Genomic DNA, 15731 nt, shown 5'->3' with positions numbered 1-15731 from the left:
CGTCGATGATCCCCCACTCGCCTGTCGCGGCGTGCTGTCGGGTCCGGGCCCACGGTGAGAACGCCGCCGAGCGCCTGGCATCCATTGGCAGGCCGAGCACCCTCGGCCTGATCAAGGCCCATCCGCCGGGACGAAAGGGCAATCCTGAGCGGCTCCGGCGAGGAGCCGCGTGACGGCACCGTGTCTGCTGCCGTCATCCTTCGGTCGCATCGCTCCATCGGCCGTACGACGGAGCCGAGTTCGCCCACAGCGGGATGGCCTGCGACCCCCTGACTGGGATCTTCATTACCGAACGGGTCAGCCCCAGCCCACGAAACCGAGGACCTGACATGCAGCCGCCCCGGCACGCCAAGGAACCCACCGCCCGCCCCGGACGACTCCGCACCGCATGGCGGGCGGCCCACGATCCCGTTGCCGGAGTACCCCGGCGCATGCAACTCCTCGCCTACGCCGTGCCGTTCACCGTTCTGCCGGCCGGCATCTGGCGGCTGCCGGCCGCCTTCGACAGAGGAATCGGGCTCGGTGAACGGGCGTACGTCGTCTTCCTGTCGATCCTGTCCGAGGCCCTCGCCTTTACCGCGATCGGCCTGATCGCCCGCTGGGGCGAGGTGTTCCCGCGCTGGATCCCGTTCCTGCGCGGCCGCCGGGTCCCGACGAAGGCGGCGGTCGTCCCGGCCGCCATCGGGGCCACGATCCTCACACTCATGTTCACCCTCCTGTTCCTCGTCTCCGAGATCAGGGGCACCACGATCCAAGGCGACGACCTGCCGCCCGGCTCCCCAACCCTGGCCACCGGCTGGGAGGCTGCCTGGTACCACGTCTGTTACACGCCGCTGAGCCTGTGGGGGCCGTTGCTGGCCGTGCTGACCGTCGCGTACTGGAAGCGCCGTCGCGCGTCCGGGAACGTGCCGGGGGCTGGGTGTTGCGGTGTCACCTGAGACGGCTAGGGCCTGGCTCCTTGAAAGGCTATGGGCGCCATTCCTGGAGGTAAGCGGGATGCTCAGCGTATGACTGGGCAAGGACTCGAAGCGCGTATGCCAGGCCGGCCGAGCGGGGGTCCGAGGTAGCCATGGCCTTGTAGTCGTACGCCAGTTGCTCGGTCAGGTCGAGCATGGGGAGATGGCTGTCGAGTAGAGCCTCGCCGCCCACGGTGTCGGCCACGTACGCATAGGCGTGGTTGTCATCCATGATGCGTGCGACGAGGAACTTCACAAGATCGTCCATGTGGCCATCTTCGCGGGCAAGGCGCTCCAGCGGTCAAGCGGCTGTCGAGATGAGGACGGCTGCGATGTGGAGTGCGGCCTGGTAGGCGATGGTGAGCTTGTCCGTTCGCATGGCCAGGCCGCGCCACTGCTTGAGTCGATTGATGCATCGCTCGACGGCGTTGCGCTGCTTGTACGCCTCGGCGTCGAAAGCTGGTGGGCGACCGTCGGCGCGGCCTCGCCGCAGACGGTGGCCGACCTGGTCGGACGGCTGGGGGATGACAGCGCGGATTCCGCGTCGGCGGAGATGATTTCGGATCGCGCGGGATGAATACGCGCGGTCCGCCAACACGGCCTCCGGCCGAGTCCTCGGTCTTCCGGGTCCGCTTCGCGGAATACGGATGCCGGCCATGACGGTCTCGAAGGCTGGGGCGTCGCCCGCCTGGCCTGCGGTGACGCGAAGGGCCAGGGGCCGAGCACGGCTGTCGCTGGCAAGGTGGACTTTCGTGCTCAGGCCACCTCGGGAGCATCCGAGGGCATGGTCGTCAGGTTCGGCCCGGCCTGGCGCCCCTTTTCCCGGGCTCCGGCGGCATGCTGGTGGGCTCGATCCGGTCCCACATCGCATCAGTGATCACTAATCGGACGGACACATCCGATCAACTGAACAACCGATCAAAGAGACACGCTAGGCGCGGAGGGCCTTCCGAAGGAGTTCGCCGAATTCGACGGGGTGCGTGGTCAGGCCGGTGTGCCCGCCGGCGAAGTGCACAAGTTCCGTGCCGAGACGCTCGGCCAGGAGAGCTGCCGGACGGTAGGGCAGCTCGCCGCGTGAGTCGTGGCCGCAGGCAAGCACGAGCTGGTCCGACAGCGCTTCGAGCCGGCGGATGTCCGGGGCGTAGGACATGAAGCTGGGCACGATACGCCCGACGAAATACGGCAGGTTGGCCATCGTCCGCTCGGCCCGCGCTGCCGCTTGCGGCGGAAGCTTGAGCTCGGCCTTCGGTTCGGTGGTGTCACCGTCCTTCTTCAGACCCGCGGCGAACACGGCCATCGCCGGCATGAGCCCCTGGGTGCGGAACGTCTCCTGCACGCGCGCGAGCAGTGCGCGATGTTCGGGGGCGTCCGGCAGTACCTCCACCATCGGCGGTTCGTGCGCGACGAGGCGTTCGACGCGTTCGGGGTGGGCGGTGAGCAGGTGTACAGCGGCGATCGCGCCGGAGCTGGCGCCGAACACCCGGGCGGGCTCACCGGGCGACAGCAGTTCCAGCATCCGGAACGCGTCGTCGGCGTGCTCGGCCACGTGCTGCTCGGCCTCGGGGTCGTCCAGCGGGCTGCGGGACATGCCGCGCGGGTCGTAGGTCGCCACCGTGTATGCGGCGGCCAGGTCGTCGGCGATGCCGTCGAAGGAGGCCGCGTCGCCCGCCCCGCCAGGTATCAGCAGCAGGAGCGGGCCCTGGCCGCGTACTTCGTAGTGCAGGGTTGCGCCCTTCACCCGCAGGCTGCCGAGGGTCGGGTCGGTCATGAGGAGTCTCCTTCTCGGGACGGGGGCCAGTGCTCCAGGAGGGCGTGCAGGGCGTCGAGGGCGCGGACCCAGGAGTGCTGCGGCGAACGCGCGTGCGCGAACCCGCCCGCGGCCTCCAGGGCGACAAACCCGTGGAACGTGCTGCGCAGCAGCCGGACCGCGTCGGTCAGGTCGGGCTCGGCCAGTCCGTAGGCGCGCAGCATGCCGTAGGTCAGCTCGACCGCGCGCCGCGGCCCGGGCGCATCTGCGGCCAGCTCGGGGTCGATCTGGATCGGGGTCTGCGTCGCCATGTAGCGGCCCGGGTGCTGGTGGGCGTACTCCCGCCAGGCGTCGGCAAACGCGATCAGCGCGTCCTTGCCCGACCGCCCGGCGGTTGCCTCCGCGATACGGATGGTCTTCTCGTCCGCCGCCAGCAGTGCGATCCGTCCGCGCAGATCCTCCAGACTGCGGACGTGCGAGTAAAGGCTCGCATCCTTCACGCCGAGCCGCCGCGCCACCTGAGACATGGTCACCCGGTCGAGCCCGACCTCGTCCGCCAACTCGGCGCCCGCGATCGTTACCCGCTCCGCCGTCAGCCCGGCCCGCGCCATGCGTCCTCCCTCACGTTCCTAGTAGTCCTAGATATAACCTAGAGATCCTAGGAAAGCAAACGGAGGCGTCCGGGCGCTGCTGCTGCGAGGTATCGACTTCTCACGGCAATACGGCGTTCGCAGCATCGAAGGACACCGGATCGTCACCGATTTTCACCATCGTGAGAGTGATGACCCCCAGGCGTTCGGGGCCCGACTTTGCGATCTGTGGGAGATGCGGGGCGGCCAAGTGGTGTGCGTGGCCTGGCACGATGCGGAGGTCTAGCCGCCGACGTGAGCGGCCGGCCCACCCGGGATCCTCCGCGGCCCAACTCCTCACGGCACCCCGGGCGCAAGGCGTGTGACTTCGCGAAGGGTGGGCGCGGTCTGGGTGCTCTGATCTGCGGGTGGTTGGCCGGAGCCTCCCCGAACGGTACGCGGGTCGGCTGGTCAGTCATCGAGGACCGTCAGGTCGAGCCGGGCGAGGCGTTCGGGGTCGGTGAGGATGTCGAGGGCGACGACCTTTCCGCGTGTGACGGTGAACGCGGCGACCGACACCGGGCGGCCGTGCGACACCGCGACGGCTCCCGCGGCTCCGTTGACGAGCGCGGGCCGGGTGAACTCGGCGAGCCGGGCGAAGGTGATCGCGCCTTCGGCCACGGCCGGGGCGCCGCGCACCACGCCGCTCGGGCGCAGCGAGCCGCCGTCGGAGCGCACCACGACGTCCGGGTCGAGGACCGCGAGGAGCGCCTCCAGGTCTCCGCCCCGCGCGGCAGTGAGGAAGGCGTCGACGACTTCGCGCTGGGTGGCCGGATCGGCGTCGGGCGCCGACGTCGTGCCTTGCACCCGGCGGCGGGCGCGGCTGGCGAGCTGACGGGCGGCGGCGGGGGTGCGTCCGACGATGGGGGCTATCTCGTCGAAGGGCACGGAGAACAGATCGTGCAGGACGAAGGCGAGCCGCTCGGCCGGGGACAGGGTGTCCAGGACCACGAGCAGCGCGAGGCCGACGGAGTCTGCCAGCATCACCTCGTGCTCGGGGTCGAGACCTTCCGGGCTGCTGATGATCGGGTCGGGTACGCGCGCATCCAGCGGCTCCTCGCGCCGCTGGGTGCGTGAGCGCAGCATGTTCAGGCTGATCCGGCCGACGACGGTCGTCAGCCAGCCGCCCAGGTTCTCGACGCCGCTGGTGTCGGTTCGGCTGATGCGCATCCAGGCCTCCTGGACGGCGTCGTCCGCGTCGCTCAGGGAGCCGAGCATCCGGTACGCCACCGCCCGCAGATGGGTCCGGTGCTCCTCGAAGCGTGCAGCCAGAAATTCATGCGCGTTCATCGGTCACGTTCCTCCATCGCCAGGTGTCAGAGCAATGACTCGCGAAACCGTGCCGATGTGACGCGCATGGGCACCTGATGACATACGGCCCGGCGAGACCGAGGAGCGGCTCGCTGTGGTGGCGGCCTGGCGGGAGGCGCCGTTCTTCAGCGATGCCGAACGCGCCGCGCTGGCACTCACCGAGGCCGTCACCCGGCTCGCCGACCGGTCCGGGGACGGAGTGCCGGACGAGATCTGGGACGCGGCCGCCGCCCACTACGACGAGCAGCAGCTGTCCGCCATCGTCCTCATGATTGCCACGCCGAACTTCTTCAACCGGATCGATGTCACCGTGAAGGAGGAGGCCGGCAACCCCAGCTGGGCCTGACCGGCACCCCGCGGCGGGGCCACCTCCTACCGGTGGCCCCGCCGTTGTATGCCCTGCTCGCACAGTCGCCCCCAGAGCCCGTGAGGCCGGCGGCCGACCGGCGTTATGTACGCCCGTACGCAACGTTGTGTACGCTCGTACGCATGGCCTATGTGACGCTGGCAGCCGCGATACTCTCCGAGATTCTGGCCACCACCGCGATGAAATACAGCGAGGGCTTCAGCAGGCTGTGGCCGTCGCTGGGTACCGCGGCCGGGTATCTGCTGGCCTTTGCGCTGCTGGCGCAGACGCTGAAGTCGATGAGCGTGGGGACCGCCTATGCGATCTGGTCCGGGGCCGGGACGGCCGTGATCGCGGCGATCGGGATCGTGTTCCTGGGGGAGAGCGCCAGCACGGCGAAGATCCTGGGGGTGTTGCTGGTGATCGCCGGGGTTGTGGTGCTGAATCTGGACGGGGCGCACTGATGGCCCGGCGGTACGACCCGGACCGGCGGCAGCGGATCATCGATGCGGCGATCGCGGTGGTCGGTGAGCGAGGGATCGCGGGGCTCAGCCACCGTGCCGTGGCCGCCGCCGCGGAGGTGCCGCTGGGGTCGACGACGTACCACTTCGCGACCCTGGACGACCTGCTGGTCGCGGCGCTTCGGCAAGCCAACGGGGAATGTCTGGCCGACTTCGCGCGCTGGGTGGACGGTCTCGATCCCGCGGTGCCGCTCGCGGATCAGGTGGCCGAGCTGGTCGGGCAGACGCTGGCCGGGGACCGCTCACGGGTGGAGCTGGAGTACGAGCTGTACCTGGCGGCGCTGCGGCGCGAGGCGGTGCGGCCGATCGCCGAGGAGTGTCTGAACGAGATGGTGCGGCTGCTCGGCCGGCGGATCGGCGACGAGCAGACCGCGCGGGCCGTGGTGGCGTTCATCGACGGGCTGCTGCTCCAGCATCTGCTCACCGGCCGGCCCTTCGAATCCGCCGGGGTACGGGCCGGGCTCGCCGGGGTGCTGGGCTGAACCCGAGGGAGGGCGGCCCGGGCATGTCGGCGGCTGCCAGGGGGCTTTCAGGGGCCGTCTGCCCGATCCCGTGGTCGCGGGCGCGCTGGTCAGAGTGGCGGGGGACGGCCCGGCGATGCCGTGGACCGGCACTGCGGGGGCGGTGTCCCGCGATGCCCACTTCCGCATCGGCAGCGTGACGAAGATCTTCACCAGCACCGTCGTGCTCCAGCTGGCCGCCGAGCACCGCATCGCCCTCGACGCGCCCGTCCGCCGCTGCCTGCCCGATCTCATCCCCGCCGCATACGGCACCGTCACGGTGCGCCAGCTCCTGGACCACACCAGCGGCCTGCCCGCCCCGGCCGGCATACCCGGGCCCGCCGACGGGCCCGGGTGGTGGCGCAAGGGCATCTCGCCGCGGGACGTGGTGCGCAAGGCCTTCGCAGCCGCCAAGAGCAAGGGGGTGGGGCAGCCACCCCAGCACGCCAAGGCCCGTGTCCAGCAGTACAACGGCGTCAACACCTTCGTCCTCGGCCTGCTGGTCGAGAAGGTGACCGACCGAACCTTCACGGAGGAACTCACCCGCCGTATCATCCGGCCGCTTGGTCTGCAGCACACCAGCCTCCCCTCGCCGGACGACATGTCCCTCCCCGCACCGCACGCGCGCGTGTACGTCGGTACGGACGAGGTGACCGAGCAGAGCCCCTGGGCATGGGCCGAGGGCGGAATGATCTCCACCGCCGCGGATCTCGACCGGTTCATGACCGCCCTGTTCCGCGGCCGCCTCCTCCCGCCCGCCCAGCAGAAGCTCGCCTTCACCGTGCCCAACGTGGACAACGCGCCCACCAACACCAACTGCATCAACAAAAAGAGCTGCTTCAGCGCCCGCGGCCTGATGCGCATCACACTCGACAACGGCGTCACCGTCTGGGGCAAAACCGGCTCCCTGCCCGGCTGGACCAACGGCGTCTTCGCCACCCGCGACCTCGAACGCCGCGTGGCCTACTCCCTCAACCCCACCGGCACGGCCTCCGAACGCCCCTACGTCATGGCCGTCCTCGACTCCGCCTTCGAGACCCGCGAGAGCGCCCGCTGAACCACCAAGGACCCTGCCGGTGATGAGCGCAGCCGCAGGTGCGGTGCCGGACCGGCACCGCACCTGCACCGGGGCCTATGCGCCGTTCCCCAACGCGTGCCACAGGTGATCGCTGAGCTGGGGCAGCCAGTCGGACCGCGCATTGCCCAGGAGGTGGTCCCCGTGGGGGACGGACAGGTAGCTGCCGAGCGGCGCCAGACGGGCCAGCGGCTCGCCGTTCGTCACGCCGGGAATGACGTCCTGGCCACCGTCCACGACCAGCAGCGGGGCCGTGATACGAGGCGCCAGGGCGGCAAGGTCCACATGGCGGGCGAACTCGCGGGCGGCGTCGGCTCCTCCGGTGCGCCGGGCCATGATGTCCCGTACGGGCGGGGGCAGTTGCTCCCAGTCGAGGCGGAAGGGGCCGCTGACGGTGGCGACCGCCGCCACGCGCGGCTCCAGCGCCGCGGTCCGGGCCGCGAAATAGCCGCCCAGACTGAGGCCGACGAGCCCGATGCGGGCGACGCCCAGGGCGTCGACGACCCGGCCCACGACCCGCTCGTAGTCCGGCTGGAGGGACGTCGTGGCCGCGAGCACGCCCTGCCCGGGGCCGTCCATCGCGAACACCGCCAGCCCTCTGGCCAGCAGCGCGGACACCAGATCGAGAAACTCCTCCTTGGCCGAGTCCAGGCCGGGGACGACGACCACGGTGGCGGGAGCGTCGGCGGGGCCGCGCAGCCAGCCGGTGAATCCCTCGCCGCTCACGCGCCGCGCTCCGGGCTCCAGCACGGTGAGCGCGCTGCCCAGGGCGTGGTCCGCCTCGGCGGCCGCACGGCCGGCCTCCGCGTACGGCGCGAGCGTGGCGAGGTGGAACCACCGGGCCGCCATCAGGAGATGCTCACCCGCCGAGACGGACGAACCCGCGCCTTCCGCGCGGTCCAGGTACGCCCGTCCGGTGCTCACGAAGGACGGTCCCCAGTCGTCGACGGAGGCGAGGCCGTCGGTGACCCGCCGGTACTCGTGGGGGTCGACGCCCGCACCGGTGGCACGTGTCCACTGGGTCGCGGCGAACTCGGCAGCGCTCATCGTCCCTCTCCCGTCAGCAGGACGGCCTTGCCGCGTATCCGGCGCTCTTGCAGGTCGACCAGTGTGTCGGCGGTCTCGGCCCAGTTGGCGATCCGGCCGATCTCCGGGTGCAGTCGCCCCTGTTCCACGAGGCGTACCAGTGCCGCGAGATCGGATCCGTACGGGGCGCCGGCGTAGTGGAAGTGCCGGATCGTGACGCGCTCGGGCCCGCCCAGCAGCTGGAAGAAGTCGAGGGTCACCGGGGTGCGGCTCGCCTGGCCGAACCAGACGAGTGTGCCGCCCGGGCGCATCTTGAGAAGAGCGGTCGGCAGACCCGACCCGCCCGTGGACTCCAGCACGATGTCGAACGGCCCTTGAGCCGCCGCGACGTCGTGCACCACCTGCGCGCCCAGTTCCGCGAGCCGCTCGCCGCGCACCGGCGTGGCCGTCACCGCGGTCAGCTCGGCTCCGGCCCCGACGGCAAGCTCGGTGACGTAATGGCCGACGCCGCCCGAGGCGCCGGTCAGCAGCACCCGTCGGCCGGCCAGGGAACCGGCCGTACGCAGCAGCCGGAGGGCGGTGATCCCGGCCAGGGGCAGGGCTGCCGCCCGTACGCTGTCGATGCTGTCCGGGAGCGCCGCGAGAGAGTGCGTGGGCACGGCGGCGTACTCGGCCCAGCCGCCCTGCGCCGGATGCCCGACCACGCGGGTGCCGACGCCGGGGCCCGAGCCGTCGGCCGCGGCCTGTACGACGAGCCCGGAGATGTCCTTGCCGGGCAGGTGCCCCGGCCGGGGGTGTTCGAGGAGGAACGTCTCGCCCCGGTTCGGCGCGAACGCCTCGACCTTGATCAGTGCCTCATCGGGCTCCGGGACGGGCTGGGGGACCTCGGCGAAGGCGACGGGACGCGCCGCTTCCCCCGTGGGAATCAGTCTTTGCATGCGGAGAATGCAACCTCCGCGGCCGCCCCGCGATCCAACAACGAACGAGCACGGCCGACAACGTTCGGTTGTCGCCTATGGTGGGAGGCATGGATCTCGACGTGGCGCAGGTACGCGCCTTCGTTCGCGCCGCCGAGGAACTGCACTTCGGGCGGGCGGCCGGGACGCTCTCCATCTCCCAGCAGGCGCTGTCCAAGAGAATCGCGCGGCTGGAAACCCTGCTCGGCACCGAGCTGTTCCGGCGCAGCGGCACCGGCGTACACCTCACCGATGCCGGACAGCGCTTTCTCCCGCCGGCCCGGCACACCGTGGCCGCCGCCGACGCCGCCGTGGCGGCCGCGGTCGGGAAGGACCGTCCGCTGCGCGTAGATGTCTGGGGGCACCTCTACGAGCCGATGCGGACGCTGGCCCAGGTCGCCGGACGGGCCGGGGAGTTGGTGCTGGGCCACGGGCGCGACCTGCCGTCGGTGACGGACGCACTGATGCACGGCGACATCGACGCCGCCTTCGGCCGGGTCCACCCCCCGCTGCACGCAGGGCTGGCACACCGTCTCGTCCGCCTCGAACCGGTGGACGCCGTCCTGAGCGCGGACCACCCGCTCGCCGCCGAGCCGGCACTGCGGCCGGACCAGCTGCGCGGCAGCGTGCTGTGGTCACCCGGTGCGCTGGACCGGCTCGACTTCCTCCACCAGTTCGCCGAGCGATTCGACATCCGGAAGAGTGCCGCGGGCGTCAATCTGGGGCTCGCCCACTTCCTCACCGAGGTGGCGGACGACCCGACCCGCTTCTCCCTGCTGCCCGCGGATGTGCCCCTGCCGGAGGTCCCCGGGCTGCGCTCCGTCCCGCTGGTCGATCCCACACCGCTGTACGCCTGGTCGCTGCTGTGGCGCACCGGAAACGGACACCCCGGGCTGCACAGCCTCACCGCCGCCTGCGCCACGGAAGCAGGGCACAGCCGATGGCTGGAGTACAACCCGGCGCATGACTGGCTGCCCGAACCGCCGACAGACCATTCCCAGCACGGGGGCAAGCGGCATTGAGTGGCCTGGCGCAGGACCACCCTTGCGGCGGGGGCTGTTGCACGGCCGGGCCGGGCGCTTGGCTGTAGCCGTCTGGCGGGTTCCGAGCGGAGGCTTTTCGGTACGGGGGATGTGCCTACGACCGGTTCGCGGGCCTGGTACGCGGGCGAGATCGCCGCCGGGGGGGGAGCGGTTCCTGGAGCCGAGGCGCGAGGACTGTCCGTGGTGCGGATCGGTCGGGCTGAGGGTCCTGCTGCGCACCGGCGACCGGTTCCAGGGGAAGCCGGGCCGCTTCGTCCTCGACGAGTGTCGGGGCTGCGGGCACATCTTCCAGAATCCCCGGCTGACGCCCGCGGGCCTGGACTTCTCCTACCGGGACTTCTACGACGGCTACGGTGAGTCGCTCGGGGACTTCAACTTCCGCCAGATGACCGCCTGTTACCGAGGACGGGTCCGGCTGTGCGAAGGGCAGGGCATCGCACCGCGCCGGTGGCTGGACGTCACGTCATCAACATCGCTTTCCCGCCCGCGAAGATGAGGCCGTGGGCAAGGTGGCGTGTAGTGGCAATGTGAATACTGTGAGTGCTCGCGCGCTTGAGGGTGGATCATTTCTTCGGGATGCGGCGGCGGATCCGCTCACCGATAACCGATAAAATGTGCCATTGACCAAGATGGGGGAGGCGTGGCATGTGGTGGCTGTGGATGGTGGTACCCGCCGTAATGATCGGCGGGGGCTGGATAGGCGAGAACGTCCGGAGCGCGTTGAAGACCCGGCACAAGCGCAAACTGGAGCTGCTCAAGGCCACCGAGCGGCGTCAGCTCGCGCTGGACGCGGCGAACCGGCCGCCCGAGCCGGTCTGCGGCTGCACTCACCACCTTGCCAAGCATGACAAGGCCGGCCGGTGCCATGAGGTGGTCGAAGCGCCGACCGCCTGGGACGCCGAGCGCAAACCGCTGCACTACGAGCCCCGGCCGTGCAACTGCCAGCAGTACATCGGTCCCGAACCGCTGGGGACGGTCTTCGCGGCGGAGATCGTCGATCCACGCTGATCCGGCGGTCGGCACCAGGACCTGGCGAAGTACGTGAGGTCTCCGCGGCCCCCGCATGGACAACCGTCCGAACGGCGCGGCACGCCCCACCTAGACTGGGCGCTTCGGGGACGTGGACGACGTCCCAGGGGGACGGAGATCGGCAGTGGCGATGGGCAGCGCAGAAGACGACGGCGGCATGGTGGACCCGTCCGCCGAGGTGCTGGGCGAGGCGGCCGCCATGTTCGGGCTGCTCGCCTCCCCGCCACGGCTGCACATCGTCTGGGCGCTGGCGCAGGGCGAGTGCGATGTGACCGGGCTCGCGGAACGGGTCGGCGGCGCGCTGCCGGCCGTGAGCCAGCATCTCTCGAAGCTGAAGCTCGCCGGTCTGGTGCGCTCCCGTCGGGAGGGCCGCCGGGTCGTGTACCTCGTCGACGACCCTGATGTCGTCGCGGTGGTGCGGCTCATGGTCGTACAGCTGGACGCCCGCTCCGGGCAGGTGTCGCCGGTGCACCGCCGTGGCTTCGGTGCCTGAAACCACCGCGGCAGCCGGAACCGGTCGCACGCCTCTGGACACCAGGGAGGTGCGGGCGGGCCAGAACCCGTTGTTCGACGCCGGGGAGCCGGCCGCGCTCACCTCGCTCCAACTGATGCGGCTGCTGGACACCGGCCCGCGGGGACTGACCGAGCAGCAGGCCGAGGAGCGCCTGGTCCGGCACGGTGAGAACGTGGTCCCCGCCTGGCGGCCGGTCTCCTGGCCACGCCGCTTTCTGGGCAGCCTCCGCGATCCGTTCACCACCGTTCTGCTGTGTCTGGGGCTGGTCTCGGCGGCCGTGGCCTCCTGGGGCACCGCCTGCGTGATCATGGTCCTCGTCGTGGTGAGCTGCGTTCTGCGCTCGGGCGGCGAGCACCAGGCCAGCCGGTCGATGGCCGCCCTGCGCGAACTGGTTGCCACGACGGCGTCCGTCCAGCGGCGGGCGGACGACGAAAGCTCGCCTGCGGTCCGGGAACTGCCGGTCGATCAGCTCGTCGTCGGAGACGTGGTCCGGCTCGGCGCCGGCGACCTGGTGCCGGCCGATGTGCGCCTGCTGCGCTCGAGCGGGCTGACCGTGCACCAGGCCGCACTCACCGGCGAGTCCGAGCCCGTACCGAAGTACGCCCGCGACGCGCCCGCCGACGGCGGTGCGGAGCTGCCGGAGCCACCACACCTCTGCTTCCAGGGCAGCAGCGTGGCCTCCGGCAGCGGGACCGCCGTCGTCATTGCCACCGGCGCGGACACCAGGTTCGCCGCCGCCTACCGCGACCCGGCACGGCGGCACACGGAGACCGCCTTCGACCGCTCGGTCCATGGCATCGCCTGGACACTGATCCGCTTCATGCTCGTGACCCCGCCCCTGGTGCTGATGGCGAACGCCGCACTGCGCGGGCGGGGCCTGGAGACCCTGCCGTTCGCGATCGCCGTCGCCGTCGGCCTCACCCCGGAGATGCTGCCCGTCATCGTGACCGCGGCGCTGGCCCGGGGCGCGTCCGCGCTCGCGCGCACCAGCGGCGTGATCGTCAAACGGCTGCCCGCGCTGCACGACCTCGGGGCGATCGACGTCCTGTGCCTGGACAAGACCGGCACCCTCACCCAGGACCGCCCGGTCGTGGAACGATCCGTCGACGCCCGGGGCAACGACGATCCGGACGTGCTGCGATGGGCGGCGGTCAACAGCTTCTGGACCCTCGAACTCGCCGAACTGCCTGCCCCGGACACCCTCGACGAAGCGATCCTCGGCGCGGCCGGCGACCAGGGCACCGACCCTGCCGAGTACGACGGGATCGCCGCGCTGCCGTTCGATCCGTCCCGCCGGCTCGCCACGGCCGTCGTCCGCCGCCCCGGGCAGCACGGCACCCACACCCTCGTCGTCAAGGGCGCCACCGAGGACATCCTCGGCCGCTGCGGACGGCTGGTCGTCGACGGCGCGGCCACCGACCTCGGTGACGAGGAACGCGAGCGGCTGCTCGGCTTCGCCGCCCGGGAAGCAGCCGACGGCCTGCGCCTGCTGGCCGTCGCGCGCGCCGAACGCCCCGCCCGTCTCGGCTCGTACGGCCACCACGACCTGCGCGGCCTGACCTTCCTCGGCTTCGTCGCCCTCCGCGATGCGCTCACGCCCTCCGCCGGCGAGGCGCTGGACGACCTCGCCCGGCGCGGCGTCGCGGTCAAGATCCTCACCGGCGACCACCCCGGAACCGCCGCCCGCGCCTGCCGCGACCTCGGCCTGGACCCCGGCGAGGTGCTCACCGCCGACCGGCTCGGCACGCTCACCGGGCCGCCGCTCGCCGAAGCCGTCGGCCGGGCCACGGTCGTCGCCCGCTGTACGGCCCAGGACAAGGCCCGCATCGTGGCCGCCCTGCGCGAGAGCGGCCGTACCACCGGATATCTCGGCGACGGCGTCAACGACCTGCCCGCACTGCATGCGGCCGATGTCGGGATCTGCCCGCGGGGGGCGGTGACCGTGGCACGCGAGCGCGCCGATGTCGTCCTCGCGGAGAAGGACCTCACCGCCATCGACCGCGCGATCACCGCCGGGCGCAACAGCAGCGGCAACATCGCCGCCTACCTGCGTATCACGCTCTCCTCGAACCTCGGCAACGTCATCGCGATGCTCGCCGCCGGCCTGCTGCTGCCCTTCCTCCCCATGCTCCCCGCGCAGGTCCTGGTCCAGAACCTCTTCTTCGACGCGGCCCAGCTCGCCTTCGCCTTCGACCGGCCCGCCCACGCCGCGCTGCGCAAACCCGCGGTACTGCGGCCGCGCGCCTTCCTCCGCTACATCACCGCCTTCGGCCTGCTCAACGCCGCCGCCGACATCGCCACCTTCGCGGTCCTCGCCGTCGCCCTGCACACCACGGCGGGCCCCGGCGACCCGGCGATGTTCCACGCCGGGTGGTTCACCGAGAACCTCCTGACCCAGGCCATGGTGATGCTGCTGCTGCGCACCGGCCGCCACGCCGCTGAGACCCGGGCCGCCGGCCCCGTCCACCTGGCCGTCGCCGCCCTCGCCGTGATCGGCGTACTGCTGCCCCTGTCCCCCCTGGGCCCGACGCTGGACATGTCGCCCCCGCCGCCCCTGTATTACGCGCTGCTCGCGGCCGTCCTCACCCTTTACGGCATCGCCCTCGCGGCTGCCAGGAAGCGCCACGCGAGCCGACAGAACTGAGCCGTCGGCAGCGGTCGCCGGTTACGGGCACCGCGCACCTCCTCCTGTGATGCGCCCGGCCCGAGCGCACGCCGCCGCCTTGCCGTGCCGCCGCCTTGCCGTGCCGTCGCCACCGTGACGACGCGACAGTACGCAAGGGGCACGGCGATGCTCACCGCCCGACCCGCTCCGGCGCCATACTTTAGATATTGCGCAATCCGGGAACTATGCGGTTTCCCCCTGCGTTGAAGCCGAAGGACGCCGGACGACAGGACAGTTGTGGAGGAAGCAGATGAGTGTGGCCCTGACCAAGGGCGGCAATGTGTCGCTCAGCAAACAGGCCCCCGGTCTGACCGCCGTGAGGGTGGGGCTGGGCTGGCAGACAGGGGCCGGAGGGGCCGGCTTCGACCTCGATGCCAGTGCGCTGCTGTGCGGCCGGTCCGGCAAGGTCCTCTCCGACGTGCACTTTGTCTTCTTCAACAACCTCCGCAGCCCCGACGGTTCGGTGCGGCACTCCGGCAGCGGCCTGACCGGCGGCAGCGGCGGGGATCTCGAGCAGATCCAGGTCGACCTCGGCGTGGTTCCGGCCGCGGTGGCAAAGATCGTCTTCCCGGTCTCCCTGTACGAGGCCGAGCAGCGAGGCCAGAACTTCGGCCAGGTCCGCAGTGCCTACATCCGCATCGTCGACCAGGACAGCGGCACCGAACTGGCCCGCTACGACCTCAGAGGGGACGCCGCCACCGAAACCGCGATGGTCTTCGGCGAGCTCTACCGCCATGGCGCGGACTGGAAGTTCCGTGCCGTCGGCCAGGGCTACGCCTCCGGGTTGGCAGGCATCGCGCAGGACTACGGCGTCGACGTCCTGCGGCCGGGTCCCGCGGCCGAGGTCCCGCCGGTTCACGCCCCGTCCGCCGAGCCATCCGTTCCTCCGGTCACGGCAACCGCCGCCGGCTGGGAGACGCCCGGTCACGGCTCCACCGTCACACCACAGCAACCAGCAGGGAGTTCCGACATGACGTGCTTCTTCGACCCGCACCACGGTCCCGGTATGACGCCCGTGATGTGGTCCCCGCAGTGGGGCGTACCGCGTCAGATCCAGGCATGCGGTGCCTGCGCCCAGCGGGTGCAGGCGGCACCGCCGCCGTACTACACGGCGCCTCAGGCGGGTTGTCCGCAGCCCGCGCAGCAGGGGTACCCACAGCCGATGCAGCAGGACTACGGCCAGCAGCACGGCCAGCAGCAGGGCGGCCGCCGCTTCGGCACGGGCGCGCTCATCGGAGCCGGTGCGGCCGGCCTGGTCGGCGGCGCTCTGCTCAACGAGGCGTTCGATGATGACGAGCCCGAGGTGGTCGTCAACAACTACTACGAGGACTGACCGCCTCCCCGGCGCCCGGCTGCAGCCCCGTCTGGCCGGGCGCCGGATCACCCGCTCCGGGCTTCGCGGCGGGGCGGTCA

General features: G+C 71.3%; 16 protein-coding genes and 2 pseudogenes. 11 read left to right on the top strand and 7 right to left on the bottom strand.

Features of this window, described 5'->3' with window-relative positions; genetic code table 11:
- The first annotated feature begins 329 nt into the window (after nucleotides 1–329).
- Nucleotides 330–938, top strand: a complete 609-nt coding sequence (locus tag ADL29_RS23585) for a hypothetical protein (protein WP_053925586.1) — start codon at nucleotides 330–332, stop codon at nucleotides 936–938.
- Nucleotides 939–966: 28 nt separating this feature from the next.
- Here the strand turns inward: ADL29_RS23585 and ADL29_RS23580 are convergent, their stop codons facing one another.
- From ADL29_RS23580 to ADL29_RS23560, 5 genes and pseudogenes are all read right to left on the bottom strand, one after another.
- Nucleotides 967–1224 carry a DUF6221 family protein gene (locus ADL29_RS23580; RefSeq protein WP_053925585.1) on the bottom strand — a complete coding sequence of 86 codons (258 nt, stop codon included), beginning with the start codon at nucleotides 1222–1224 and terminating at the stop codon, nucleotides 967–969.
- Nucleotides 1225–1257: 33 nt separating this feature from the next.
- A pseudogene (locus tag ADL29_RS41410) lies at nucleotides 1258–1811 on the bottom strand (IS5 family transposase); the annotation flags it as partial.
- 76 nt (nucleotides 1812–1887) lie between these two features.
- Nucleotides 1888–2724 carry an alpha/beta fold hydrolase gene (locus ADL29_RS23570; RefSeq protein WP_053925584.1) on the bottom strand — a complete coding sequence of 279 codons (837 nt, stop codon included), beginning with the start codon at nucleotides 2722–2724 and terminating at the stop codon, nucleotides 1888–1890.
- Nucleotides 2721–3314 (bottom strand): TetR/AcrR family transcriptional regulator, encoded by a 594-nt coding sequence (locus ADL29_RS23565; RefSeq protein WP_053925583.1) that lies wholly within the window; start codon nucleotides 3312–3314, stop codon nucleotides 2721–2723. Before ADL29_RS23565 ends, ADL29_RS23570 begins: the two co-directional genes overlap by 4 nt.
- A 429-nt stretch (nucleotides 3315–3743) precedes the next feature.
- Nucleotides 3744–4622 (bottom strand): sigma-70 family RNA polymerase sigma factor, encoded by an 879-nt coding sequence (locus tag ADL29_RS23560; RefSeq protein ID WP_053925582.1) that lies wholly within the window; start codon nucleotides 4620–4622, stop codon nucleotides 3744–3746.
- An 85-nt stretch (nucleotides 4623–4707) separates the two neighbouring features.
- Between ADL29_RS23560 and ADL29_RS23555 the strand changes: the two are divergent.
- The 4 genes and pseudogenes from ADL29_RS23555 to ADL29_RS23540 form a co-directional block, all read left to right on the top strand.
- Nucleotides 4708–4989 (top strand): annotated as a pseudogene (locus ADL29_RS23555) (carboxymuconolactone decarboxylase family protein); the annotation flags it as partial.
- A gap of 143 nt (nucleotides 4990–5132) precedes the next feature.
- A complete protein-coding gene (locus tag ADL29_RS23550; protein WP_046929726.1) occupies nucleotides 5133–5453 on the top strand; it encodes a DMT family transporter in 321 nt (106 codons plus the stop codon).
- The gene (locus ADL29_RS23545) at nucleotides 5453–5992 is read left to right on the top strand and encodes a TetR/AcrR family transcriptional regulator (protein WP_053925580.1); all 540 of its coding nucleotides are present in this window, start codon (nucleotides 5453–5455) and stop codon (nucleotides 5990–5992) included. The genes ADL29_RS23550 and ADL29_RS23545 overlap by 1 nt, the downstream gene beginning before the upstream one ends.
- A 115-nt stretch (nucleotides 5993–6107) precedes the next feature.
- The gene (locus ADL29_RS23540) at nucleotides 6108–7067 is read left to right on the top strand and encodes a serine hydrolase (RefSeq protein ID WP_053925579.1); all 960 of its coding nucleotides are present in this window, start codon (nucleotides 6108–6110) and stop codon (nucleotides 7065–7067) included.
- A 75-nt stretch (nucleotides 7068–7142) separates the two neighbouring features.
- Here ADL29_RS23540 and ADL29_RS23535 read toward each other — a convergent pair whose 3' ends face one another.
- Nucleotides 7143–8132, bottom strand: a complete 990-nt coding sequence (locus ADL29_RS23535) for an alpha/beta hydrolase family protein (protein WP_053925578.1) — start codon at nucleotides 8130–8132, stop codon at nucleotides 7143–7145.
- Nucleotides 8129–9049: a zinc-binding dehydrogenase gene (locus tag ADL29_RS23530; RefSeq protein ID WP_053925577.1), complete on the bottom strand. Its 921-nt coding sequence runs from the start codon at nucleotides 9047–9049 to the stop codon at nucleotides 8129–8131. Before ADL29_RS23530 ends, ADL29_RS23535 begins: the two co-directional genes overlap by 4 nt.
- Nucleotides 9050–9138: 89 nt before the next feature.
- Between ADL29_RS23530 and ADL29_RS23525 the strand changes: the two genes are divergently transcribed.
- The 6 genes from ADL29_RS23525 to ADL29_RS46085 all read left to right on the top strand — a co-directional run bounded on the left by ADL29_RS23525 (nucleotide 9139) and on the right by ADL29_RS46085 (nucleotide 15651).
- Nucleotides 9139–10089, top strand: a complete 951-nt coding sequence (locus ADL29_RS23525; protein ID WP_053925612.1) for a LysR family transcriptional regulator — start codon at nucleotides 9139–9141, stop codon at nucleotides 10087–10089.
- A gap of 109 nt (nucleotides 10090–10198) precedes the next feature.
- Complete coding sequence (locus ADL29_RS44610; RefSeq protein WP_053925576.1) at nucleotides 10199–10606, top strand: hypothetical protein; 408 nt, start codon at nucleotides 10199–10201, stop codon at nucleotides 10604–10606.
- 164 nt (nucleotides 10607–10770) lie between these two features.
- Nucleotides 10771–11118: a hypothetical protein gene (locus tag ADL29_RS23515; RefSeq protein ID WP_425424269.1), complete on the top strand. Its 348-nt coding sequence runs from the start codon at nucleotides 10771–10773 to the stop codon at nucleotides 11116–11118.
- Nucleotides 11119–11269: 151 nt separating this feature from the next.
- Nucleotides 11270–11632: an ArsR/SmtB family transcription factor gene (locus ADL29_RS23510; RefSeq protein ID WP_053925611.1), complete on the top strand. Its 363-nt coding sequence runs from the start codon at nucleotides 11270–11272 to the stop codon at nucleotides 11630–11632.
- Nucleotides 11625–14297 (top strand): magnesium-translocating P-type ATPase, encoded by a 2673-nt coding sequence (gene mgtA, locus ADL29_RS23505; protein ID WP_425424268.1) that lies wholly within the window; start codon nucleotides 11625–11627, stop codon nucleotides 14295–14297. Before ADL29_RS23510 ends, mgtA begins: the two co-directional genes overlap by 8 nt.
- Nucleotides 14298–14568: 271 nt before the next feature.
- Entirely contained in the window at nucleotides 14569–15651 is a 1083-nt protein-coding gene (locus ADL29_RS46085; RefSeq protein ID WP_053925574.1) for a TerD family protein, read from the top strand.
- Nucleotides 15652–15731 lie beyond the last annotated feature (80 nt).

Source organism: Streptomyces chattanoogensis, assembly GCF_001294335.1.
GTDB classification, from domain to species: Bacteria; Actinomycetota; Actinomycetes; order Streptomycetales; family Streptomycetaceae; genus Streptomyces; species Streptomyces chattanoogensis.
Note: the sequence above shows the minus strand (reverse complement) of the source record. Positions and strands in the feature narration are given on the sequence as shown.